Raw genomic sequence first — 23,767 nt, 5'->3', positions numbered from 1 at the left:
GGGCATCGGTTCTAAACTTTTTCAGAAAAAAGAAGACGGGAGTTTCAATTATGAAGGGATTTCAGAAAAAGTAAATTCTGCCATTAAGATTATCGAAAGCTTTAGAAAATGAAAATATTGAAATTTAAATATTTGTTCAACTTCCTGCTTGCCGGGCTGGTGCTTTTTACTGTGATGAGCTGTGAAAAGAATGATAAAACCAGGGTAATCAAACTTGGGCATGGCCTGGATGTAAGCCATCCGGTGCATAAAGCCATGGTATTTATGGCCGATCGTGTAGCTGAAAAGTCCGGTGGTAAAATGCAGATTGATATTTATCCCAGTCAGCAACTGGGTTCAGAACGGGAGACCTTAGAGCTTTTGCAGATTGGCAGCCTGGGAATGACTAAGGTATCAACCGGAGTAATGGAAAATTTTGCACCGGGATTAAAAGTTTTCGGCCTGCCGTTTTTGTTTCGGGACAGGGAACATCGTTTTACGGTATTGGAAAGTGAGATAGGAGAAGACTTCCTTAATTCCAGTATAGATAAAAGGTTAAAGGGACTTACCTTTTATGATGCCGGAAGCCGTAGTTTTTATGCTAAAACTCCAATTAAAACCCCAGAAGACCTGGAGGGGCTAAAACTAAGGGTAATGGAAAGCCAGACGGCAATAAATATGGTAAAAAATTTAGGTGGTTCTCCTACGCCCATTGCCTGGGGGGAGCTTTACACTGCTCTCCAGCAGGGAATTGTTGATGGCGCTGAAAATAATTTGCCCAGTTTTTACCTGTCTCGGCATTATGAAGTATGCAAATATTTTCTTGTAGATGAACACACTGCCTTGCCGGATGAGCTGGTAATTGGGACTCCCGTTTGGAACGACCTTTCTGAACAGGAGCAGCAGTGGCTGAAAGAGGCCGCTATGGAATCTTCAGAATATGAAAAGAAACTTTGGAGGGAAGCCGAGTTAGAGGCTTTGGAACAAATACAGGAAGCCGGGGTTACGGTTATTGAAGCCGATAAAGAAAAATTCCGTGAAAAAGTACAGCCCATGTACAAGGAATTTAGCCAGGACCCAAAGATGGCAAAAATCATAGAAGAAATACAAGCAGTCGAATAATATGAAAAGAAGCTTAGATAGAATTCTGGGAGGGATTTTAGTACTCCTCATGGCGATCATGGTTGTTGCTGTTTTATGGCAGGTGTTTTCCAGGTATGTCATGCAGTCGCCCAGTTCCATAACAGAGGAACTGGCAAGATACCTGCTCATCTGGATCGGGATATTGGGAGCGGCTTATGCCGCAGGGCAGCAGGCACATCTGTCAATTAACCTGCTTGAAGAGAAATTGAATGCAGTAAATCGAAAACGATTGAGGATTGGGATCAATATTTTGATCATTTTCTTTTGTATTACCGTACTCATTGTAGGCGGCGGAAACCTTGTGTATGTCAGTTACGACCTGGGGCAGCGTTCTGCAGCCCTGGAAATTCCGCTGTACATCGTTTATTTCGTTATTCCGCTAAGCGGCGTCCTTATCATAATCTATAAAATCAATGAGATTTTAAATCCCCAAAAGTATTTAGTATGATTTCAGAAATTCTAATCCTGGTCATTTCGTTTGTGGTGTTACTGGCAATTGGCGTGCCTGTTGCCTGGTCTATTGGCCTTTCCTGTCTGTTTACCATGCTGGCAACAATAGACTCCCTGGCAGCTTTTACCACCGTTGCCCAACGTATGGGAACCGGGCTGGATAGCTTTGCTTTACTGGCTATTCCCTTCTTTATTCTCGCAGGACAAATAATGAATCAGGGGGGGATTGCCAACCGGCTTATAAACTTTGCCAAAGCGCTCATTGGTTCGCTTCCCGGCGGACTGGTTTATGTAAATGTAATCGCGGCCATGCTTTTTGGGGCAATTTCCGGTTCTGCCGTTGCTGCGGCCTCAGCTATTGGAGGGATCCTTGGCCCACCTATGGAAAGGGAAAATTATTCCCGTGAATTTGGTGCGGCTATTAACGTGACTTCTTCCACCACAGGGCTGGTGATTCCACCATCAAATATCCTGATTGTATATTCCCTTGCCAGTGGCGGAGTTTCTATTGCATCGCTCTTTTTAGCGGGGTATCTCCCCGGAATTTTAATGGGGCTGGCTCTTATGCTGGTGGCGGCGATATGGATTAAAAAGAAAAAATATCCTGCCGGAAATGCCAGTAGTTTTGGAAAAATTGCCTCTACTTTCCTAAATGCGCTACCAAGTTTATTGTTACTGGTAGTGGTAATTGGAGGAATAGTTACGGGGATTTTCACAGCTACCGAGGCTTCCGGAATAGCGGTGCTTTACTGCCTGATCCTTTCTCTTATTTACGGGGAACTTAACCCAAAAATGCTTTACAACGTATTTTTAAGTTCTGTGGGAACAACGGCCATTGTAATGCTGCTTATCGCCACGTCCATGAGTATGTCCTGGGTGATGTCTTACGAAAATATTCCGCAGTCGGTAAGTTCAGCTTTATTAAACCTTAGTGAAAATAAATATGTGATCCTACTTATTATCAACCTGCTGTTGTTGTTCGTGGGAACATTTATGGATATGACCCCGGCGGTGCTCATTTTCACGCCAATCTTTCTACCGGTAATGGTAAATCTGGGCGTAGATCCGGTACATTTTGGGATCATCATGGTGATGAATTTATGCGTGGGATTATGTACACCGCCTGTTGGTGCAGTGCTTTTTATTGGGGTTGGCGTGGCCAAAACCACGCTTCAAAAAGTGATAAAACCGCTGCTTCCGCTCTACCTTGTAATGGCTATTGTCTTGTTGCTGGTAACTTTTATCCCTGCCATCAGCCTTTGGCTGCCAAGTTTATTTGAATAAAATTAACCATCAAAAAATTATGGAAAATACAACGACTAAAAAACTTAACCGCGCAAATGCAGGGCTTGACCATAAGCTTCCCATCAAGGTTATTCAGTATGGGGAAGGAAATTTCCTGAGGGCTTTTGTAGATTATATAATCGACCAGCTGAACAAAAAAGCCGGTTTTAATGCCGGTGTGGCCGTGGTGCAACCTTTGTCTGGCGGATTGATCGATATGCTGAATGAACAGGACGGGCTTTACAACCTGTTCATGAAGGGAGTGAAAAAGGGCGAGGAAATTCAGCAAAAAGAAACCATTTCCTGCATCCAAAAGGGCATTAATCCTTATAAAGATTACGAGGCCTATCTAAATTTAGCTGAGGAAGAAGAGCTTAATTTTTTAATTTCCAATACTACAGAAGCGGGGATCGCTTTTGACGAAACTGATGCGCTTGATGAAACACCACACAAGAGTTTTCCAGCCAAAGTAACCGCTCTTCTTTACAGGCGCTTCAAACATTTTTGGGGAGCCCCAGATAAGGGTTTAAGCATTATCCCCTGCGAACTTATTAATTATAATGCCGATACTTTAAAGGAAATTATCCTGAAGTATGCCGGGCTATGGGAGCTGGAAGAAGAATTTGTGGCCTGGGTTAAAAATCATAATGATTTTCATAACACCCTTGTAGACCGCATTGTTCCTGGTTACCCAAAAGATGATATAGAATCTTATCAAAATGAGTTGGAACTGGAGGATAAATTAATTGTTTCTGCGGAAGTCTTCTTATTATGGGTGATAGAGGGCGGAGAGCAATTAAAAGCTAAGATACCATTTGATAAAATTGATGAAAATATTAAAATTGTAGAAGACCTTCAGCCTTACCGCACAAGGAAAGTGCGCATCCTGAATGGGGCGCATACCACTATGGTTCCGTTTTCTATTCTCTTTGGAAATGAAACAGTGAAAGAAACCGTAGATCATGAATTTACCGGGAAATTCATTAGGGAAGCCGTATTTAAAGAAATAAATCCCACACTTCAACTATCTGAAGAAGAATTGAATTCCTTTGCAGAAGAAGTTTTCGACAGGTTCAGAAATCCGTTTATCAGGCACCAGCTCTCCAGCATTGCCTTAAATAGTATTTCAAAATTTAAGGTTAGGGTATTGCCGAGTTTGTTAACTTTTCAAAAAAAATACAATCGATTGCCTTTACGCCTTACCTTTGCATTCGCATGTCTTATAAGGTTTTACCAAGGCACCTGGAATGGGAACAGCCTTCCGGTAAATGATGATAAAAAAACGACTTCAGAATTAAAACATGCCTGGGAACAGCATAGCTATAAAGAAATAGCAGAACGTGTTTTAAAGAATGAAGAGTTTTGGGACAAAGACCTGAGAACGGTGCCGCAACTGGAGGAAAAAATAGCTTTGGCCCTGGAGCTAATTGAAGCAAAGGGCGTACAGGAAGGTTTTGAAGTTTTTTCCGATAAATTTTAGAAAGAAAAAAGTTATGAAAAGCAAATTGATAAAAGTTCATCCTGATGATAACGTAGCCATTGCCCTGGTAGATTTATGGCAGGGGGACCGCCTCCTGTTTGAAGGTGAAGAAATAATTGTACTAAGTGATACACAGGCTAAACACAAGATCGCCATGGTGGACCTGCAGCCGGAGGATAAAATATTTATGTATGGTGTGCTGGTGGGAAAGGCTGTTTCAGGAATAAAGAAAGGGGATAGGTTAACGACTGAAAATGTAAGGCACCAGGCGAGCCAGACTACTCAAAAAACGGAAACTACTACCTGGAAAGCTCCCGATGTTTCCAAGTGGAAAGATCGCACTTTTATGGGATATCACAGGCCAGACGGGCAGGTAGGAACTGCGAATGTGTGGTTGTTTTTTCCCCTGGTTTTTTGTGAAAACAGAAACGTGGAACTCCTCAAGGATGTTTTTGAAAAGGAATTCTCTTTTCATAAATCGGCGAAACAACGCCAGTTACTTCGAAATTTAATCAGGGGGAAAGATGAAGATGCCACTGTTGATTTTGAAGAAGAGGAAACCGGCATTTTTGACAATATTGAAGTCAAATTCATTACCCACCAGGGTGGCTGTGGAGGAATACGTCAGGATGCGGTAATGCTTTCCAAGTTACTCGCAGGTTATGTAAATAACCCCAATGTGGCAGGCGCGACGGTACTCAGCCTGGGTTGTCAAAACCTGCAGATCGATATTTTTAAAAAATCCCTGGAGGCTATAAATCCGGACATAAAAAAACCTGTGCTTATTTATGAACAGCAACAGGAAGGAACGGTAGATGAAATGCTGAATAAAATCATCAGGGATTCCTATGAAGGGATTAAAAAAGCCAACGAAATAAAGCGGCAGCCTGCGCCTTTGTCTAAACTGAAATTAGGATTGGAATGTGGCGGATCTGATGGGTTCTCGGGAATTTCGGCCAATCCTGCTTTAGGATATGCTTCAGATATTTTAGCAGCTTTAGGCGGTTCTCCAATTTTATCTGAATTTCCCGAATTATGTGGGGTGGAGCAGGAGCTGGTAAACCGCTGTGTGGATGATGAAACTGCAACTAAGTTTATGGCACTCATGAAGGCTTATGAAAATGCAGCGGAAGCTTCAGGTTCGGGCTTTGATATGAATCCCTCGCCGGGAAATATCAAGGACGGATTAATAACCGATGCGATGAAATCTGCCGGGGCCGCAAAAAAAGGTGGGACTTCACCTATACAGGCGGTGCTGGATTATGGGGAATATGTTACCAAACCGGGCCTCAATTTGCTTTGTACCCCGGGAAATGATGTGGAAAGTACTACGGGAATGGTAGGTTCCGGGGCCAATGTGGTGGTATTTACGACCGGCCTGGGAACTCCAACGGGAAACCCGGTTGCCCCTATTATAAAATTATCTTCTAATTCTACACTTGCCGGGAGAATGCCCGATATTATTGATGTGGATGCAGGAGCAGTAATTAAAGGGGAAAAGACTATCCCTGAAATGGGAGAGGAACTTTTTGAATATATTATTAATGTGGCTGAGGGTAAAATTAGATCGAAGGCAGATGAGCTGGATCAGGATGATTTTATTCCATGGAAGCGTGGCGTTTCACTATAATAAATAACAGAAGATGGATGAAAAACAGGTTGTACGGGCAGGCATAGTAGGTTCCGGTTTCGCGGCAAGATTTCACTTTGATGCTCTGCAGAGGGTATACGGTGTCAAAATTAAAATCACAGGGGCTTATTCCCCCAATCCCGACAACCTGAAGAGGTTTTCTTTAGAAAAAGGAGTAGAATCCTATAAAAGTCTTGAAGAACTTATCAGGGATTCAGATGTGCTTCATCTATGCACTCCGCCGGTAACACATGAACCTCTTGCGGTGGAAATACTTCAGCATGATAAAGATGTTATTATAGAAAAACCACTTACCGGTTACTTCGGAAATGACAAGGAAGATTTTTCGGGCGATAGTTTTTCAAGGGAGGAAGGGCTTCAGCACGCATTGCAAAGTATCAGGAATATCATAAAGGCCGAGAAGAAAAGTAAAGGCCGTATTTTGTATGCTGAAAACTGGGTTTATGCCCCGGCCATCCAGAAGGAGAAGGAAGTAATAGAGAAAACAAATGCCCAGGTCCTGTGGATCCAGGCACAACAATCCCATTCCGGCTCCCATTCCAAAGATTATGGTAAATGGAAACTTTCCGGCGGTGGCTCACTTATGGGCAAAGGTTGCCATCCGCTAACCGGCGCAATTTATCTTAAACATGTGGAAGGTAAGGTGCGTAATGGTAAACCCATACGGCCAAAATCTGTAAGCTGCAGAACCCATGCCATTACCAGGATGCCTAATTTTGAAAATGAATTACATCTACGGGATTCTTATACCGATGTTGAGGATTATGCCACCACTCACATAGTTTTTGAAGATGGAACGGTGGCCGATATTGTTGCCAGTGAGCTGCTTCAGGGTGGAGTCAAAAATTACCTGGAGGTGCATGCAAATAATCATCGTAGTATTTGTAATCTCACTCCCAATAACGCTATGCAAACCTATAATCCTGTGCATAGTAATTTTGATGATATTTATGTGGTTGAAAAAACCGGGACCAAGCAGGGCTGGTCCAGTATTTCTCCCGATGAAGCCTGGTTTAACGGCTATCAGCATGAAATGGAAGCTTTTTACCGAACTATAGGCCTGGGGGAGAATCTGGAAAGTGACAGTAATCTTGCCGGAGATGTGATAGCCACCATCTATGCTGCTTATCTTTCTGCGGAACAAAAAGGTTTGGAAACTGAAATTCCTGCTGTTTAGGAAGCTTTATTAACCTGTTACTGTTTTCAATATACTCCTTCCGGAAGAATTGCGAACAAAAAGTTCGGGAGAAAGAACAACCTTTTTTTCTATGCTCACGGCCTTGGTGCCTTTTACCTGCTCCAGGAATACCTGCGCAGCGATTTTCCCCATTAGTTGTGGAGTCTGGTCCATAGACGTTATCGGTAATTCCATATATTTTGTAAATGGCTCGTTACTGAAGCCTACCACACATACGTCTTCGGGAATCCTGATATTCCGGCTTTTAAGTTCCTGAATTGCACCTAAAGCAGAATAATCACCGGCTGAAAATATTGCGTCTGGCTTCTCATCACATTCCCAAAGTTGCGCTACTGCCTGCTGGCCGGATTCAATTTTACTGTTGGTCTGGATAATGTGCTCCGGATTTGGCGTAAAACCATGTTTCTTGAGAGCCGATTTATAACCCTCATACCGGTTTTTGTAAATTTCCAGGTTGATATCTCCGGAAAGATGGGCGATTTTATTACAACCTTCCTTAATTAAATGTTCTGTAGCCATAAAGCCCGCCTTAAAATCATCCAGCACCACAGAACTCACGCCCGGCACTTCTATCTTCCTGTCAAAAAATATTAAAGGCGTATTCTCTGCCAGGGCTTTTTTAATGTGATCTGTATTTTTGGTGGTTTTGGAAACAGACATAAAAATTCCGTCAATCTGCGTGTTTAAGAGAGCGTTCAACTGGTTGATCTCATTTTTCACTTCTTCATGGGACTGGCAGATAATTACATGATACCCATGGGGCGTGAGCTCTTCTTCAATCCCGCGGATCACCGAAGAGAAAAAGCTCCGGTTAATATACGGAACAATAACCCCCACGTTGTTGGTCCGGCCGCTCTTAAGAGCCTGGGCTAACCGGTTTTGTTTGTAATTCATTTCCAGGGCTGTTTCCGCGACTAGCTTCCTGGTTTTTTCGCTGATTTTCGGATTTTGATTAAGTGCCCGGGATACCGTGGCAGCACTTATATTCAACTTTTTGGAAATGTCATAAATGGTAACTTTTTCCTTTTGCTTCATTTAAAGTATAATAGAGCTTATCATAAACAGTCCTAATTCCAAAATAAACAACTTATGGATTGGCTTCGGACTGCTCCTGACAAATGATTAGATACAGATTTTTTAAAAATAAATAAAATTTTTGCCTTTTAGCAAATTCTATTTTATTTACGTAATCGATTACAAATTAAAGTAAAAGCTACTTATTTCAATATAATTGTAGCTTATTCTTTTTAAAATTTTTAATAGCGTATAGAAAATAAAGTGCAGCATTAAAGAAATTATTCATCTGGTACTGGGGCAAAAAGGCGGTAGTAAATTTCATATTATTTCACTTTTAAAACGTCAAATTAAAAGTATGAATTAGTATTTTTTGCTGATTTGTTATTTTTAAGAGAAAAAATTATGCTGATTAGTAAAGCTTTATTATTTTAGTGCAATCGATTACAAAATTTGGTATATGAAATTAAAAATTTTTGCAAAGCTCTCTGCGCTTTTATCAGTTATGGGCTTTTTACTTTTCCTGTCTTGTAAAGCCGGGAAAACGGAATTATCTTCTGAAAAAGCCTGGAATAGGGCTGATAAAATTCTTGAGGATATTGTAGTGCCGCACTTCCCTAACCGCACCTTTGATGTGACAGAATATGGAGCAAAGGCCGATGGCAGTACCAATAATTCTGAAGCTTTTAGAAAGGCGATAGCCGATTGTAATGCCGCCGGGGGAGGAATGGTTTTGGTTCCTGCCGGAAAGTATGTTACCGGCCCAATTCATTTAAAAAGCAATGTGAATTTTCATTTAGCTGAAGGCGCAGAAATTCTCTTTTCACAAGATAAATCCGATTATCTTCCTATGGTCCACACCTCTTATGAAGGAGTGGAACTCATGAATTATTCCCCGCTTATTTATGCCTTCAACCAGGAAAATATAGCGGTAACGGGAAAAGGAGTTTTCAATGGCCGGGCAGACAACAAGAACTGGTGGGATTGGGTTGGAAAAGAAGAATATGGATATAAAGAAGGTATGCCCAAACAAACAGATGAGCAAAATCTGCCAAGGCTGCGTAAAATGAATGAAGATGGCGTAGCGGTTGAGGAACGTACTTTTGGGGAAGGTTATAACCTGCGGCCAACATTTTTTGAGCCCTTTGGTTGCGAAAACGTTCTCGTGCAGGGCGTAACTTTTACCAACGCGCCATTTTGGGTAATGCACCCAATTAAATGCAATAATGTAACGGTAGATGGCGTGACAGTGAGGAGCCATGGTCCTAATAATGATGGTTGTGACCCCGAATATTCTAAGAACGTCCACATTAAAAACTGCCTTTTTGATACGGGAGATGATTGTATTGCCATAAAATCCGGGCGGAACAATGACGGTCGCCGGGTTGCTATTCCCAGCGAAAATATTATCGTTGAGGACTGCGTGATGAAAGATGGCCACGGCGGAGTGGTAATGGGAAGTGAAATTTCTGCAGGCGTGAGAAATGTTTTTGTGAGGAATTGCCAAATGGACAGTCCCAACCTGGACCGTGCAATTCGAATAAAAACCAATACGCTTCGCGGAGGATTCGTGGAAGACGTTTATGTAAAAGACCTTCAGGTGGGGCAGGTGAAAGAGGCCGTGTTAAAAATTAACACCTATTACGGTATCTATGCCAACCAGGAAGGGGAATTTATACCTACAATTAAAAATATTCTGTTAGAAAATGTGGTGGTGGAAAACGGGGGAGAATACGGCCTGCTGATTAAAGGGCGGGAGCAATCCCCGGTGCAGAATGTAAAGCTTAAAAATGTTACTATTAAGAATACAGAAACTCCGCTGCAGGTTGAAAATTGTGAACCTGTAACATTTGTAAATACTACTATTAATGGCAAAGAATACTAACCAAAGCAATAACTCAACAAAAATCATTTGAATCATGAAAAAAATAGCTGTTTTACCTGTTTTAGCTGCCTTTGCCCTCATTTCCTGTAATGATGGGAAGAAGGATAATAATTCTTCCGAAGAGGCTGAAGATACTTTAAAGGTAGATGATTATAATTATGATACCTATGCCGAGATATCCGTAAAAGAAGGAGGACACTGGGAAGGCCGGGAATATATTGATGGACAATTCAAAAATGTGGAGAAGCTGGATGTTCCTAAAGAACATACAGACCATAGCTGGTTCATCAGGTATGAAGGTCCGGGTTGGGAAAATGCTCAGGTTGGTTACCGTTTGTATCTCGACTGGCGAAACGCCATAGATATCTTCGGAAAAAAAGTGGATACGCTGGTATTACCATACGTGGGGCAGGATAATTTCGATTCTTACCATGAACCGGCTCCATGGGGGCAGGATATTCTGAAAGCAGGAAAATCCCTTGGAATTGGAGGGTATGGAAGATATATGAACGATACCGTGGCGCATTTCAGAAATGTGGAGAACACCCAGGCCCGGGTAAGTAATTCTGCCGGCAGTTCTTCCGTTGAAATAAATTATAAAGGCTGGAGTACAGGCCGGGATACCATAGATCTTGACTCGCAAATTACTATTTATCCCGAAGGCCGGGAATTAAAGGTGGAATTAACACCTTCCGAAGAAATTGAAGGTCTTACTACGGGAATTGTAAAGTTTGAAGATGTGCCTTTAATGCAAAAAGAAAGCGCAGGGGGGAATTGGGCATATATTGCCACTTATGGTACCCAAACCCTGGTAAATGATGAAGACAAACTGGGAATGGCCATATTTTATAAACCAGAACAGCTGGAGCAGCAGGTGGAAGGGCCAGATGATCACCTGCTGGTTTTTAAACCTACTTCAGATAAGATCACTTATTATCTCCTGGGTGCCTGGGAGCAGGAAAAAGGCGGAATTACCACAGAAGAAGGTTTTGTTTCAAATCTTGATGAACTCCTACAGACATTAGATTCAAACGATAATTTACAATAAGAATGATGAATGTTCAGAAAAACGCCGGTCGTTTATTTACTATATTTTTTACCATTACTTCAATAATGGGCTGTAAAAATACTGAAGAAAAGAAAGGTGAAGAACTCGCTGCCCCAGAGCAGGAGCAAATTGTTCCTGAAGATTTAAAATGGTCTGAAAGAATGATGCTTTCAGAAATGAAGCGTTTCCCTGAAGCCTCTAAACTTGATTTTAGGGAGGAGCCTAAATGGAGCTATACCAACGGACTCGTTTTAAAAGCAGCCAAAGAGGTTTATGAGGAAACAAATAAACAGCAATATTATGATTATATCTATGATTATGCCGATACCATGGTTACCAATCAAGGTGAGATAAGAACCTACAAGTTAAGCGACCAGAACCTGGATATGCTAAATTCGGGAAATGTGCTTTTGTATTTGTATCCAAAGACAAAAGAAGAGCGGTTTCTCGAGGCTTTAAAGTTATTAAGAAGTCAGATAGAAACCCAGCCCAGAACCAAAGAAGGTGGTTTCTGGCATAAAAAACGCTATACCCAGCAAATGTGGCTGGACGGCTTATATATGGCCGAGCCGTTTTATGCCCATTATACCCAAATGTTTAGCGAAGGGGAAAAAGCACAGGCTGCTTATGATGATATTGTGCACCAGTTCGATCTCATTCAGGAGTATGCGAAAGATGAGAAAACAGGCCTGCTTTACCATGGATGGGACTCCAGCAAACAGCAAAAATGGGCCGATAAGGAAACGGGTACTTCCCCTAACTTCTGGTCTCGCGCCATGGGCTGGTACGGAATGGCTATGGTAGATGTGCTGGATTATCTTCCGGAAGATCATGAAGGCCGGGAAAAAATCATAAGATATTTAAACGAATTTGCAGAAGCCGTTACCAAAGTACAGGATAAAGAATCCGGCCTTTGGTACCAGGTTCTGGACCAGGGTAACCGGGAAGGAAATTACCTGGAGGCATCAGGTTCTTCCATGTTCACTTACACCTTCGCCAAAGGTGTTAAAAAAGGATATCTGCCAGAAAAATATATGGAGGTTGCTGAAAAGGCCTATGATGGAATTCTTCGAAACCTTATAAGCGTAGAGAAAAACGGGGTGGTAAACCTTAACCAGGTTTGCGCGGTAGCCGGGCTTGGAGGCGATCCTTACCGGGATGCGTCTTATGAATATTATGTGAATGAAAAGATAAGGAGCAACGACCCGAAAGGTACCGGGCCATTTATTTTGGCCAGCCTTCAGTTAAACCGATAAGCCCAAACAGGAAAATGAGGAATTCTTCAATACTCGCTTTTTTATTAATTAATCTGAATCTTCTCGCGCAGGATTCAGGTAATTATAAATCTGAAGTATGGGTTTCCGATAATGAGGATGGGACCTACACGAATCCTGTACTTTATGCCGATTATTCCGATCCAGATGTTACCAGGGTAGGTGAAGATTATTACATGACGGCTTCCAGCTTTAACGCGGCGCCAGGTTTGCCCATTTTGCATTCCAAAGATATGGTGAACTGGAAATTGATCAACTACGCTTTACCCAAGCAGGTGCCGGAAGAAACTTTTGGGGTTCCGCAGCACGGGAATGGCGTGTGGGCTCCGAGCATCCGCTCCCATAAGAATGAACTTTACATTTACTGGGGAGATCCAGATCATGGAATTTATATGGTAAAGACCGATGATCCTTACGGGAACTGGGAAAAACCGGTGCTGGTTATGAAGGGCAGGGGCCTGATAGATCCCTCCCCGCTTTGGGACGACGATGGTCGGGCTTACCTGGTTCACGCTTACGCGGGAAGCCGCGCGGGAGTGAAAAGCCTTCTTTCGGTGAATAAAATGAATGCTGAAGGCACCAAGGTGCTGGATGCGGGGCGCCATGTTTTTGACGGCCACGATAATCAGCCAACCATAGAAGGTTCAAAATTTTATAAAAGGAACGGTTATTATTACATTTTTGCCCCTGCCGGCGGAGTGCCCACCGGCTGGCAGCTGGTGCTAAGGTCGAAGCATATTTACGGCCCCTATGAGGAAAAGATTGTTCTTGAACAGGGTAGTACAGCAATAAATGGTCCGCACCAGGGTGCATGGGTGCCAACGCCCGGAGGTGAAGACTGGTTTTATCATTTCCAGGATGTGGAGGCTTATGGCAGGATTGTGCATTTGCAGCCTATGCGCTGGAAAAATGACTGGCCGGTGATGGGCGAGGACAAAGACGGCAATAGCATAGGAGAGCCGGTAAAAACCCATGAGAAACCAAAGATTAAGGGGGAATATTCTGTGGTCACTCCGGCAGAATCTACCGAATTTAAGGGCGACAGCCTGGGGCTGCAGTGGCAGTGGAATGCAAATCCTGAAGTGGTGTGGTACGCTAAGCTTCCGGGGAACGATTACCTGAGGTTATTTTCTATAAAAACTCCCGTGAATGTTGAAAATCTCTGGATGGCCCCAAATTTATTGCTGCAAAAATTTCCGGCCCCAAATTTTACCGCTACAACGAAAATAAGCCTTTTTCCGGAGGAAGCTCAGGAAGGCAAACGGGCAGGGCTCATTATTATGGGAATGGATTACGCCACCTTAACATTAACGCATGATAAAGACGGCTTTATTATTAAGCAAACCCAGGCAATAAACGCCATAGACGGCGAAGAGGAAGTAACCATTGCTGAAAAACGAATCAAGTCTAATCATATTATTTTCCGGGTACAGGTGAGTGCTCCTAATGCCATTTGCAGTTTTAGTTATAGTGAAGACGGGCAGAATTTTACCAATATCGGGGAAGCTTTCCAGGCAAAGCCCGGGAAATGGATTGGCGCCAAGGTAGGCTTGTTCAGCGTGAGTACACAGGAAGCCAAGAGGGGCGGTTATGCCGATGTGCAGTATTTTAGAATCAGTGAATAATAGTAATGCCAGAGATCATGCTGAGACCAGTGATAAAGGAATTTTCATGCCGTAGGGATACGCCGCAATCTTCTTTACGTTGGAATTTTTTGGTTCGTTTTTTTTGGACAGGCAAAAAATGAACAATATGAAACAAAATAAATTATTAATGACCGAAGGGAAAATTTTATTATTGAAATGAATACGTCTATGGAAGCCTGTCTGCTGACAAGGCAGGCCTGTTTCAACATCTCATATTTCTGAAAAAAATTCAGCGATAATATTTCTGAATCTCATGAAAATTTCAAATAGCAAGTAAATGAAAACAATTATAAAAATATGCCTGTCAATCTTCACAATTTCATGCTTCGGAATGCTTCCTGCACAGGAGAATACGGACTGGCTTTATAAGAATATCGAATTTGAGATGCCCAGGGTGCAGGAGCCGGAATTTTTCGATTACGAGGTGAATATCCTGGATTTCGGCGCGGTAGGGAATGGCCTTCAGAAAAATACTGAAGCTTTTGAAAAAGCCATCGCCAGTGTTGCTGAAAAAGGCGGGGGCAGGATAATTGTGCCCAGGGGAATGTGGCTTACCGGGCCCATTCACTTCCGCAGCAATATAAACCTGCACCTGGAGGATGGCGCTTTTATAATTTTCAGCAAAGATTTTAACGATTACCCCCTGGTACGCACCAGTTTTGAAGGTTTAAATACCGTACGCTGCGTTTCTCCCATCAATGCCCGGGATGTGGAAAATATCGCTATTACCGGGAATGGGATTATTGACGGCAGCGGGAATGCCTGGCGCCCGGTAAAAAAAGGGAAAATGACCACTTCTCAATGGGAGGAGCTGGTAAAGTCTGGCGGGGTTCTGTCTGAAGACCAAAAAATGTGGTTCCCTTCCGAAGGTTCTAAAAAAGGCTATAACAGTACCTCAAATTTTAACGTTCCCGATAAAATTTCAGATGAAGAACTAAATGCGGTAAAAGATTTTCTAAGGCCGGTAATGGTGAGCATTGTCAACAGTAAAAAAATCCTGCTGGACGGGCCAACTTTTCAGAATTCGCCGGCCTGGAATATTCACCCGCTAATGAGTGAAGATATTACCATCCGCAATCTTACGGTTAGAAACCCCTGGTATTCGCAAAATGGGGACGGGCTGGACCTGGAATCCTGCAAAAATGTGGTGATCTATAACAATAGTTTTGATGTTGGCGATGATGCGATTTGTTTTAAATCGGGTAAAAATGAGGATGGCCGGGAGCGCGGAATGACTACCCAAAACGTGATTGTAAAGAACAATATCGTTTACCACGGGCATGGCGGCTTTGTAATTGGCAGTGAAATGTCTGGCGGTGTGAAAAATGTGCATGTTTCCAACTGTACATTTATTGGCACCGATGTGGGCCTGCGGTTTAAAAGCACCCGCGGCCGGGGCGGCGTGGTGGAGAATATCTTTATTTCTGATATTGATATGATCAATATTCCCACCGAAGCCATCAGGTTCAATCTTTTTTACAACGGCAATTCGCCTGTTCTTGAGGAAGACCAGGATGCTGAAGATGAGGCACGTGATGAAAGCCTGGTTGCGGTAACCGAAGAAACGCCCTCCTTCCGCAATATTCACATGAAGAATATTACCGCGACAGGCTCGAATACCGCGGCCTTCTTTATGGGGTTGCCTGAAATGAAATTACAAAATGTGAGCCTCGAAAATGCCATTCTGGAAGCCGGAAAAGGTATAAGCATTATAGATGCCGACGGGATAAAGCTTAAAGATGTAAAAGTGCTGCAAAAGGAAGGGCCTGCGCTGGTGCTATATAACAGCAAAAACGTAGTGTTGAACAATTTTGAATACAAAAGGAATAAAGAGGGGGCTTCAATAAAAATTCTGGGTAAGAGCGAAAAAATCGATTTTTTGGGAATTCCTGAAGCTGATATTTTAAAAAAAGTATCGGTAGGTTTTCAGTCAAAAAAACAGAAAACTCTAATTGAGGTAGAAAATGCACAGCAGTTGGTACAGGCTATAGATAAAGCCAGGCCCGGGGATTCCATTTTTGTACATGCCGGGAATTATGCTCTAAAAGAGCGGATTTATATCAATGATTCCGGTACGGCTTCAGAAAAAATATACCTGGTTGGAGATACTCGCGGGGAGCGTCCAAAACTGGACTTTTCGGCAATGGAGGAGAATTCCTCAAACCAGGGAATCGTGCTTAAAGCAGATAACTGGCATATTAAAGGCCTGCGTTTTTTTAAAGCGGGAGACAATGGGATGCATGTAAGGGGAAATAATAACATGATTGAATTTTGCAGTTTTTCTGAATGTGCCGATACCGGCCTTCAGCTGGACGATGGGGCTTCAAATAATACCATTTTAAACTGCGATTCCTACTATAATGCCGATTCCAAACTTGAAAATGCCGATGGTTTTGCCGTGAAAATGGATGTGGGTTCGGGGAACAAATTTATAGGTTGCCGCGCCTGGAACAACCTGGACGATGGCTGGGACGGCTACCTTCGCGAGGCCGATAATGTCAAGACCACCTACGAAAACTGCTGGGCGTTCAATAATGGTTATTTAAAGAACGGCAGCAAGGGAAAAGGGGATGGCAACGGATTTAAAACCGGTGGAAGCGATAATAAAACTCGTAAACACAACGCCTCTTACTATCGCTGCATGGCGGTAAATAATGCAAGCGATGGGTTTGACCATAACAGTAACCGCGGAATAGTTTCTATTATTAATTGTTCTGCTACAGCAAATGGAAGAAACTTCGCTTTTTCAGAGAAAAACGGACTCGAAAAAATTGTCCTTATCAATAACCTGGTTTTTGGGGATTTGGGAAAATATAATGCCGAAGTTGAAGAAGTAAGGAACAACAGCTGGCAGATGAATATAGATATTGATCAAAATGATTTCATTTCAATGGATACTTCAGAATTGGCGGCACCAAGGAAAAGTGATGGCAGTCTGCCGGATATTCGTTTTATGCGTCCTGCGGAAGGAAGTCAGCTGGTGAATGTAGGCACTAAGCTTAAAAAATCTTATTCGGGAAAAGCGCCGGATCTTGGAGCGCTGGAATCTGAACCAATGGAATATTATCAGCCATAATCAAAAATTAAAAAACCGGGTAAAAATAAATTCAGCATCAAAATGTTTTTCAAGAACCATCTAATTATACTGGTGATAATTAGCTTTTTCGCTATTCCTATTCGTGCCCAACAGCACGAAATAAAACCCTATACTATACCGGGGACTTACGAAAAACTCAAGAAGGATTATCCTTTTATTAGTCCTGTGGAAAGCCTTTCTTCTGAAAATATTATCGCTGAAGAAGATGTGGTTTATAAGAAATCAGCCGAAAAAGATTTAAAGGCCGATGTTTATATGCCAAAGGCTGAAAATGGTAAAAATTACCCCGCGGTTTTGCTTATCCATGGTGGCGGCTGGCTTACCGGAAGTAAGGAAAACCAGCGTATTATGGCACAGTATCTTGCAAAGAATGGTTATGTGGCGGTAACTGCCGCTTATAGATTGGGTACTGAAGCTATTTATCCTGCGGGAGTGAAGGATTTAAAAGACGCTATAAAATGGATGCGCCGGAATGCCGAGAAATACCACCTGGATCCTGAAAAAATCGCGGTTCTTGGAGCTTCGGCGGGAGCGCAGCTGGCAACCCTGCTGGGTGCAACTCCCGGTGCTGAAAAGTATAATACTGAAAATAATGATTTTTCAGATAAAGTCGAGGCGATTGTGAATATAGACGGAATAGTTTCCTTTGTCCATCCCGAAGCTGAGGAAGGCTGGATGGGGGCCACCTGGCTGGGCGGTTCCAGGGATAGCAAACCCGAAATATGGAAAGAAGCTTCCCCGCTGGAATATGTAAATGAAAATACTCCGCCCACCCTTTTTATCAACAGTTCGCAGGCCCGTTTTCACGCAGGAAGGGACGATATGATCAAAATTTTAGATGAACTCGGAATTTATTCCGAAGTGCATACCATTGAAAATTCGCCGCACTCCTTCTGGCTGATGCATCCGTGGTTTGAGGAAACTTTGAATTTAACAACATCTTTCCTGGATAAGGTGCTGCAGAATCCTTCTTCGGCTAAAAAGGCCTATCGGGAAATTACCGTGGCACAGGATGGTTCAGGCGATTTTGCCAAAATTCAGGAAGCCATAAATTCCACCCGAGATCTTGGCCCGGGGGAAGTGGTAATTCATATAAAAAATGGAACCTATAATGAAAAACTGGAAATCCCCAGCTGGAAACATCAGTTAACATTAATTGGCGAGAGTAAGGAAGGTACAATTATCACCAATAACGACTATTCAGGAAAAATGGATCCCCAGACTGGGAATAAGCATTCTACTTTTACATCTTACACTGTGCTGGTGCGCGGCGATGATATCAAAATTAAAAACCTTAGCATTAAAAACGCTTCCTGCGGGGAAGGGCAGGCTGTGGCCCTGCATGTTGAAGGTGACCGTTTTATGATTAAAAACTGCAACATCCTGGGTTGCCAGGATACCATTTATACCGCCACAGAAGGCAGCAGGCAGCTGTATCTTAGTTGTTACATAGAAGGCACAACAGATTTTCTCTTTGGAGAAGCTACTGCCGTTTTTAAGAATTGCACCATCCAAAGTCTTAAAAATTCGTATGTAACGGCTGCGGCAACTCCCCAAAACCAGGAATTTGGCTATGTGTTCATCGATTGCAAATTGATTGCTGCGGAAGGCGTAGATGAAGTTTACCTCGGGAGGCCCTGGCGTCCTTATGCCAAAACGGTTTTTATCAATACTGAATTAGGTGAGCATATTGTTGCGGAAGGCTGGGATCCGTGGAAGGGGGACGCGATGTTCCCGAATAAGGAAAACACGGCTTTTTATGCTGAATACAACAGTTTTGGGCCGGGGGCTTCTCCCCAAACCCGCGTGCCCTGGGCTCATCAATTAAACAGAAGGGAGGCGCAAGAGTACACACTGAAGAATATCTTTAGTAGCTGTGAAGACTGGTTTTGGGCTTCTCAGGTAACTAACAACAGGAAATAGAAATGGAAAAGCTTAAAAGAATGGATAAAATGATTCTCTGTTTACTGATGATCTTGTCTGTGAAAGTTACGGCGCAGCAGAAGACCACTTTATATTTAATAGGGGATTCCACCATGTCTGATAAAAAAGACCCGGAAGAAAATCCGGAACATGGCTGGGGCCAAATGCTTCCGCAATTAATGACTTCAGAAATAAATATTAAAAACCATGCGGTGAATGGCAGAAGTACACGGAGCTTTATTTCTGAAGGTAGATGGGAAAGAGTCAAGAGTAAACTGCAGCCGGGGGATTTTGTCTTTATACAGTTTGGGCATAACGATCAAAAAATTAAAGATCCGGAACGATATACCAATCCGTTTACGCAGTACAGGGCAAACCTGGAAAAGTTTGTGAGGGAAACCCGTGAAAAAGGTGCAACCCCTGTTTTAATGAGTTCTATAGTAAGAAGAAATTTTAATGATGAGGGCACTCTTGTGGACACACACGGCGAATATCCTCTTGTTATCCGTATGGTGGCTAAAGATCTAGAAGTACCATTTATAGACATGCAGTTGCTCACGGAACAATTGGAAATAGCTTATGGCCCTGAAGCTTCCAAAGACCTGCACCTGCACCTGGAACCCGGAGAAGATCCTTACGAACCGGACGGCCGCCACGATGATACCCATTTATCAGAAAAAGGGGCGACTATCGTGGCAAGCCTGGCGCTGCAGGAAATTGCAAAACAGGGCCTGGAATTGAAGAAATTCGTAAAACCCGAAGTATTGAAAAAGGATTTAATAAAGAAATAAAATCGAAGTAATGTTAAACAAGTTCAATTTTAAACGTCAGTTAAAAAATGCCGTTTTAGGTATGGCATTTCTAGCTGGAATGCTGCAACAATCCGTAGCTCAGGAAGGTGAAAATTCATGGGAAAAGGCGCAACATCAGGACGGGGAATGGTATGCTTCTGCAGAAGCACAGCGAATTGCAGACAATGTTTTGCTTTATCAACATGACAATGGCGGATGGTATAAGAACATAGATATGGCAGATAAGCTGACTTCCGCAGAAAAAGACAGCCTGAGAAGCCTAAAATCGAAGTCGGTTGGCACTACCATAGACAATGGCGCGACCCATACCCAGCTAAGGTACCTGGCAAAAGTTTATGAGGCCACCGGCAGGAAAGAATATAAAGAAGCATTTCTGGAAGGAATAGATTATTTGTTAAAAGCACAATACGACAATGGCGGCTGGCCCCAGTTTTATCCCATAAGGGAAGGCTATTATGAGCATATTACCTATAATGACGGGGCGATGATTGGGGTGATGGAACTGCTACGGAACATCTCCAAAAACAACAAGCCGTATAACTTTGTAAATGCAGGCCGCAGGAAGAAAGCCAAAGAAGCTATAGAAAAGGGCCTGGAGGTGATCCTCGCCACTCAGGTTAAGGTAGATGGCAAATTAACGATCTGGTGTGCACAGCATGATAAAGATGACTACAGTCCCGCAAAAGCAAGGGCATATGAGCTTCCATCTTTAAGCGGAAAAGAAAGCACCGGCATTGTGGAGTACCTGCTTAAAATTGAAAATCCTTCAGAAGAAGTTAAGCGCTCCATCAGGAGTGCGGTAAAATGGTTTGAGGCGCACAAAGTAATGGGAGAAAAAGTAGTTTGGGTAAAAGATACTTCTTATGTTGAAGGGTACGACAGGGTGGTAATTAAAGATGATGCGGGTGGCCCTCTTTGGGGAAGGTTTAATGATATAAAAACCGGCACTCCTATTTTTGTTGGCCGTGACGGAATTATTAAGCAGCACCTGGCAGATATTGAGCAGGAACGCAGGGTAGGTTATAATTATATAGATAATTATGCTGAAGATTTGCTGAAGCGGGAATACCCCGAATGGGAGAAGAAGTATTAAAGGCCATAGACCGCTTCGCTGAAAGAAAAAAGAAAATAGACCAAAGACCGCTGTGCTGAAAGAGGAAAGAAAATAGATCCTGGCTCAATACCGATTCTTGTTTGGGGTAGGAGAAGGTAATTTAATTTATGAGGATTTTTCGGCCTATCGAATATTTATCAATAAAGATTCGTAAGCCTAGATTTTCTTGGTTCGTTTTTTCATCAATGGAAAAAATGAACAGATTGTAATTAAATCAATGGTTCAAAAAGTAAAATATGTTACAGGGAAAAACATTTTTAAAAGAAAAGGAATCGGCATGGGAAGACGCCGGGGAAGGTATCACCAGGAAGATTACAGGCCACAACAGTCAGATGATGATGGTAAAGGTGAAGTTTGAAAAAGGCGCGATCGGGTTTGTACATGATCATTTTCATACACAATCTTCGTATGTTGCTTCCGGTAAATTTAAAATCACCATAGACGGGCAATCCGAAATCCTGGAAAAAGGCGATACATTTTTTGTGCAGCCAAATTTAAAACATGGGGCAGAGTGCCTGGAGGCCGGGATTTTAATAGATGTTTTTAGTCCTGTGAGAGAAGATTTTCTTTAATAGAGTTATATGAAAAAGCTAATTCCTGGTTTAATTCTTTTTCTGCTTAGTGCTGCAGCGGGATTCGCGCAGGACTTTACCGCGCTCTGGCCAGCAGGAAAAATGCCCAATTCCAAAGGTATCAAGCTGGAACATATTGAAGCAAATCAACGAATTACTCAGATGGCTGAACCGGGTTTTTACAGTTTTTTACCAGCCGCTGAAGATAATAAGGGAGCGGCTGTATTGGTACTGCCTTCCGGAGGTTACCACCATCTCACCTATAATCTTGGTGGCTTTCAGGTAGCAAAGTGGTTTAATACGTTAGGAATACCAGCTTTTGTGCTTAATTACCGCCTGCCCACTTCCCCCGATCTGGAGATTAGATATAAAGGCCCTATTCAGGATGCGCAGCGTGCAATGAAAATTATACGGGCCAATGCTAAAAAATATAATATAGATCCTGATAGAATTGGGGTTTTCGGGACATCTGCCGGTGGGCATCTGGCAAGTACATTAGGAACACATTCGGGGGATTTTTCAGTTATTGAAAATGATAGTTTAGCCGAAGTTTACTTCAGTCCGGCCTTCATGATCCTGGTGTCCCCCGTAATCAGTTTTGGGAAATATGCGCATGAGGGAAGCCTGGAAAATTTGCTTGGCAAATCTTCTTCCGAAGAATTAAAAGAGGAATATTCAAACGATTTGCAGGTCACTGAGGACACACCTCCTTCGTTTCTGGTCCATGCCCAGAACGACCCCGTGGTTGATCCCATGAACAGCATTTTGTTTTACCAGGCTCTACTGGAACACCAGGTAACGGCCAGCCTGCATGTTTTTCCGCAGGGAAAGCATGTAATTGGGATAATCAATGATTCTGCTTTTACCGATGAATGGAAAAGCTTATGTGCAGAATGGCTGCTGGAAATGGGTTTAATTAATTGAGGAGTGTAGGGGATTTTAAAAACATTTAGTTAACTTAAATTTTCTGCAACAGAGAAAACAATAATATGAAAAGAATTTTTGAACAAAGCTGGAGATGGTATGGGCCACAGGACCCGGTAAGCCTTAGCACCATAAAGCAGGCCGGGGCAAACGGGGTGGTTACCGCTCTACATCATATCCCCGTTGGGGAAGTCTGGACGGTGGAAGAGATTGAAAAACGCAAAAAACTGCTTGAAGACAGTAATAAGCAACATCCTTTCGCGCTGCACTGGAACGTGGTGGAAAGCCTTCCCGTGCATGAACATATTAAACAGGCAAGAACAGACAGGGGTAAGTTTATAGAAAATTACAAGCAAAGCCTAAGAAACCTTGGCAAATGCGGGATCACCCGCGTATGCTACAATTTTATGCCTGTGCTGGACTGGTTGCGCACTAACGTAAGGTATCAGCTGGAAGATGGCAGTACGGCCCTTCTTCATAACCTGGAAGACCTTATAATTTTTGATTTGTTTATTCTGAAAAGGGATAACGCTGAAGCAGATTATGATGCAGATCTGATTGAAAAAGCCAAAGCCAAATATGCTGAAATGGAGCAGGAAGAACTGGAGGTGCTTAAGCAAAGTCTGCTAATGGCATTGCCTGGAGATAAAGAAGGTTTTACGCTGGAAAAATTAAGGAATGGGCTGAAGGATTATGAGGGGATTTCAGCAGAACAGTTAAGGGAACATCTGGTGGAATTTCTAGAAGAAGTGGTTCCTGTGGCAGAAGAAGCCGGGGTGGTTATGGCCATTCACCCAGATGATCCGCCATGGCCGGTACTGGGACTGCCAAGGGTGGTAAGCACCGCTTCAGATCTTGATTATATTTTCAGTGAGGTGCCGCAGAAGGCTAATGGACTTACCTTTTGTAGCGGTAGTTTAGGTGCTTCAGAGAAAAATGATTTGCCGGAAATTATTCAGAAGTATTTTGACCGTATTCATTTCGTCCACCTAAGGTCTGTTCAGCGGGAAGAAAATTCCAGGTTTTACGAAGCCAATCATCTGGAAGGCAGTGCCGGAATGTACAGGCTGGTAAGGAGCTTTTATGAACTTCAGAAGAAAAATAACAGCTCAGCTTTACCTATGCGGCCAGACCATGGGCATGAAATGCTGGATGACCAGGGCAAACCATATTACCCGGGATATTCTGCTGTGGGCCGGCTGAGAGGGCTTGCAGAATTACGCGGACTTGAATTTGGAATACTGAATACTTTAGAAAATCAACAATATTAAAT

At 42.8% G+C, this 23,767-nt stretch carries 18 protein-coding genes; 17 read left to right on the top strand and 1 reads right to left on the bottom strand.

Annotation, left to right across the window (positions count from 1 at the left end; genetic code table 11):
- The first annotated feature begins 108 nt into the window (after window positions 1-108).
- From RM553_RS17530 to RM553_RS17505, 6 genes are read left to right on the top strand one after another with little or no spacing between them, the layout of a single operon-like run.
- Window positions 109-1,101, top strand: coding sequence for a TRAP transporter substrate-binding protein (locus RM553_RS17530; protein WP_311536261.1), 993 nt, complete (start codon window positions 109-111; stop codon window positions 1,099-1,101).
- 1 nt (window position 1,102) lies between these two features.
- A complete protein-coding gene (locus tag RM553_RS17525; protein ID WP_311536260.1) occupies window positions 1,103-1,570 on the top strand; it encodes a TRAP transporter small permease in 468 nt (155 codons plus the stop codon).
- Complete coding sequence (locus RM553_RS17520) at window positions 1,567-2,856, top strand: TRAP transporter large permease (RefSeq protein ID WP_311536259.1); 1,290 nt, start codon at window positions 1,567-1,569, stop codon at window positions 2,854-2,856. The genes RM553_RS17525 and RM553_RS17520 overlap by 4 nt, the downstream gene beginning before the upstream one ends.
- 19 nt (window positions 2,857-2,875) lie before the next feature.
- Complete coding sequence (locus tag RM553_RS17515) at window positions 2,876-4,336, top strand: tagaturonate reductase (RefSeq protein ID WP_311536258.1); 1,461 nt, start codon at window positions 2,876-2,878, stop codon at window positions 4,334-4,336.
- Between the two features lie 13 nt (window positions 4,337-4,349).
- Complete coding sequence (locus RM553_RS17510) at window positions 4,350-5,966, top strand: UxaA family hydrolase (protein WP_311536257.1); 1,617 nt, start codon at window positions 4,350-4,352, stop codon at window positions 5,964-5,966.
- A 13-nt stretch (window positions 5,967-5,979) separates the two neighbouring features.
- Window positions 5,980-7,164, top strand: coding sequence for a Gfo/Idh/MocA family protein (locus RM553_RS17505; RefSeq protein WP_311536256.1), 1,185 nt, complete (start codon window positions 5,980-5,982; stop codon window positions 7,162-7,164).
- A gap of 9 nt (window positions 7,165-7,173) precedes the next feature.
- On the opposite strand, the gene RM553_RS17500 is transcribed toward RM553_RS17505, so the two are convergent.
- Window positions 7,174-8,220, bottom strand: coding sequence for a LacI family DNA-binding transcriptional regulator (locus tag RM553_RS17500; RefSeq protein WP_311536255.1), 1,047 nt, complete (start codon window positions 8,218-8,220; stop codon window positions 7,174-7,176).
- Window positions 8,221-8,659: 439 nt separating this feature from the next.
- On the opposite strand from RM553_RS17500, the gene RM553_RS17495 reads away from it, so the two are divergent.
- From RM553_RS17495 to uxuA, 11 genes are all read left to right on the top strand, one after another.
- A complete protein-coding gene (locus RM553_RS17495; protein WP_311536254.1) occupies window positions 8,660-10,084 on the top strand; it encodes a glycoside hydrolase family 28 protein in 1,425 nt (474 codons plus the stop codon).
- 34 nt (window positions 10,085-10,118) lie between these two features.
- Window positions 10,119-11,132 carry a DUF4861 family protein gene (locus tag RM553_RS17490; protein ID WP_311536253.1) on the top strand — a complete coding sequence of 338 codons (1,014 nt, stop codon included), beginning with the start codon at window positions 10,119-10,121 and terminating at the stop codon, window positions 11,130-11,132.
- Window positions 11,133-11,137: 5 nt separating this feature from the next.
- Window positions 11,138-12,388, top strand: a complete 1,251-nt coding sequence (locus RM553_RS17485; protein WP_432271471.1) for a glycoside hydrolase family 88/105 protein — start codon at window positions 11,138-11,140, stop codon at window positions 12,386-12,388.
- Between the two features lie 14 nt (window positions 12,389-12,402).
- A complete protein-coding gene (locus RM553_RS17480; protein WP_311536251.1) occupies window positions 12,403-14,031 on the top strand; it encodes a glycoside hydrolase family 43 protein in 1,629 nt (542 codons plus the stop codon).
- Between the two features lie 298 nt (window positions 14,032-14,329).
- Window positions 14,330-17,128 (top strand): right-handed parallel beta-helix repeat-containing protein, encoded by a 2,799-nt coding sequence (locus RM553_RS17475; RefSeq protein ID WP_311536250.1) that lies wholly within the window; start codon window positions 14,330-14,332, stop codon window positions 17,126-17,128.
- Between the two features lie 42 nt (window positions 17,129-17,170).
- Complete coding sequence (locus tag RM553_RS17470) at window positions 17,171-19,072, top strand: pectinesterase family protein (protein ID WP_311536249.1); 1,902 nt, start codon at window positions 17,171-17,173, stop codon at window positions 19,070-19,072.
- Between the two features lie 2 nt (window positions 19,073-19,074).
- Window positions 19,075-19,863: a rhamnogalacturonan acetylesterase gene (locus RM553_RS17465; protein WP_311536248.1), complete on the top strand. Its 789-nt coding sequence runs from the start codon at window positions 19,075-19,077 to the stop codon at window positions 19,861-19,863.
- A gap of 61 nt (window positions 19,864-19,924) precedes the next feature.
- Window positions 19,925-20,977, top strand: coding sequence for a pectate lyase (pelA, locus tag RM553_RS17460; protein ID WP_311536247.1), 1,053 nt, complete (start codon window positions 19,925-19,927; stop codon window positions 20,975-20,977).
- A gap of 257 nt (window positions 20,978-21,234) precedes the next feature.
- Window positions 21,235-21,570, top strand: a complete 336-nt coding sequence (locus RM553_RS17455; protein ID WP_311536246.1) for a cupin domain-containing protein — start codon at window positions 21,235-21,237, stop codon at window positions 21,568-21,570.
- A 9-nt stretch (window positions 21,571-21,579) separates the two neighbouring features.
- A complete protein-coding gene (locus RM553_RS17450; protein WP_311536245.1) occupies window positions 21,580-22,494 on the top strand; it encodes an alpha/beta hydrolase in 915 nt (304 codons plus the stop codon).
- 65 nt (window positions 22,495-22,559) lie between these two features.
- Window positions 22,560-23,765 carry a mannonate dehydratase gene (gene uxuA, locus RM553_RS17445; protein WP_311536244.1) on the top strand — a complete coding sequence of 402 codons (1,206 nt, stop codon included), beginning with the start codon at window positions 22,560-22,562 and terminating at the stop codon, window positions 23,763-23,765.
- Window positions 23,766-23,767: the final 2 nt, after the last annotated feature.

The sequence above is a fragment of the Autumnicola tepida genome, assembly GCF_031846485.1.
Lineage (GTDB): Bacteria > Bacteroidota > Bacteroidia > Flavobacteriales > Flavobacteriaceae > Autumnicola > Autumnicola tepida.
The sequence above is the reverse complement of the archived record's forward strand: the minus strand, read 5'-3'. Positions and strand labels throughout refer to the sequence as shown.

Coding starts and splice junctions, on each gene's coding strand:
- RM553_RS17470 (WP_311536249.1), top strand. CDS start 17,171: ATGTTTTTCAAGAACCATCTAATTATACTGGTGATAATTAGCTTTTTC.
- RM553_RS17490 (WP_311536253.1), top strand. CDS start 10,119: ATGAAAAAAATAGCTGTTTTACCTGTTTTAGCTGCCTTTGCCCTCATT.
- RM553_RS17480 (WP_311536251.1), top strand. CDS start 12,403: ATGAGGAATTCTTCAATACTCGCTTTTTTATTAATTAATCTGAATCTT.
- RM553_RS17525 (WP_311536260.1), top strand. CDS start 1,103: ATGAAAAGAAGCTTAGATAGAATTCTGGGAGGGATTTTAGTACTCCTC.
- RM553_RS17495 (WP_311536254.1), top strand. CDS start 8,660: ATGAAATTAAAAATTTTTGCAAAGCTCTCTGCGCTTTTATCAGTTATG.
- RM553_RS17510 (WP_311536257.1), top strand. CDS start 4,350: ATGAAAAGCAAATTGATAAAAGTTCATCCTGATGATAACGTAGCCATT.
- RM553_RS17520 (WP_311536259.1), top strand. CDS start 1,567: ATGATTTCAGAAATTCTAATCCTGGTCATTTCGTTTGTGGTGTTACTG.
- RM553_RS17530 (WP_311536261.1), top strand. CDS start 109: ATGAAAATATTGAAATTTAAATATTTGTTCAACTTCCTGCTTGCCGGG.
- pelA (WP_311536247.1), top strand. CDS start 19,925: ATGGCATTTCTAGCTGGAATGCTGCAACAATCCGTAGCTCAGGAAGGT.
- uxuA (WP_311536244.1), top strand. CDS start 22,560: ATGAAAAGAATTTTTGAACAAAGCTGGAGATGGTATGGGCCACAGGAC.
- RM553_RS17515 (WP_311536258.1), top strand. CDS start 2,876: ATGGAAAATACAACGACTAAAAAACTTAACCGCGCAAATGCAGGGCTT.
- RM553_RS17500 (WP_311536255.1), bottom strand. CDS start 8,220: ATGAAGCAAAAGGAAAAAGTTACCATTTATGACATTTCCAAAAAGTTG.
- RM553_RS17455 (WP_311536246.1), top strand. CDS start 21,235: ATGTTACAGGGAAAAACATTTTTAAAAGAAAAGGAATCGGCATGGGAA.
- RM553_RS17450 (WP_311536245.1), top strand. CDS start 21,580: ATGAAAAAGCTAATTCCTGGTTTAATTCTTTTTCTGCTTAGTGCTGCA.
- RM553_RS17505 (WP_311536256.1), top strand. CDS start 5,980: ATGGATGAAAAACAGGTTGTACGGGCAGGCATAGTAGGTTCCGGTTTC.
- RM553_RS17485 (WP_432271471.1), top strand. CDS start 11,138: ATGAATGTTCAGAAAAACGCCGGTCGTTTATTTACTATATTTTTTACC.
- RM553_RS17475 (WP_311536250.1), top strand. CDS start 14,330: ATGAAAACAATTATAAAAATATGCCTGTCAATCTTCACAATTTCATGC.
- RM553_RS17465 (WP_311536248.1), top strand. CDS start 19,075: ATGGAAAAGCTTAAAAGAATGGATAAAATGATTCTCTGTTTACTGATG.